The sequence below is a fragment of the Mesorhizobium sp. M7A.F.Ca.MR.148.00.0.0 genome, assembly GCF_003997735.1.
In the GTDB taxonomy this organism is placed as follows: Bacteria; Pseudomonadota; Alphaproteobacteria; order Rhizobiales; family Rhizobiaceae; genus Mesorhizobium.
Map to the genome: position 1 here is coordinate 1 of NZ_RZTB01000632.1, position 252 is coordinate 252.

General features: G+C 65.1%; 1 protein-coding gene. It reads left to right on the plus strand.

The genetic code is table 11. The features are described from left to right. Positions 1–252, plus strand: a 252-nt coding sequence (locus tag EOB49_RS35605) for an ATP-binding cassette domain-containing protein (RefSeq protein ID WP_164782018.1), incomplete at both ends; no start/stop codon positions are given.

Below are 252 nucleotides of genomic sequence, written 5' to 3' on the forward strand. Positions count from 1 at the left end.
ATCCCGCACAGCTCTCCGGCGGCCAGCAGCAGCGCGTGGCGATCGCGCGTTGCCTCGGCATGCGGCCCAAGATCATGCTGTTCGACGAGCCGACCTCGGCGCTCGACCCCGAAATGATTTCCGAAGTGCTCGACGTCATGGTCGCGGTCGCCGAGGAAGGCATGACCATGATGGTGGTGACGCATGAGATGGGCTTTGCCCGCAAGGTCGCCCAGCGCGTGGTGTTCATGGACGCCGGCGCCATCGTCGAAA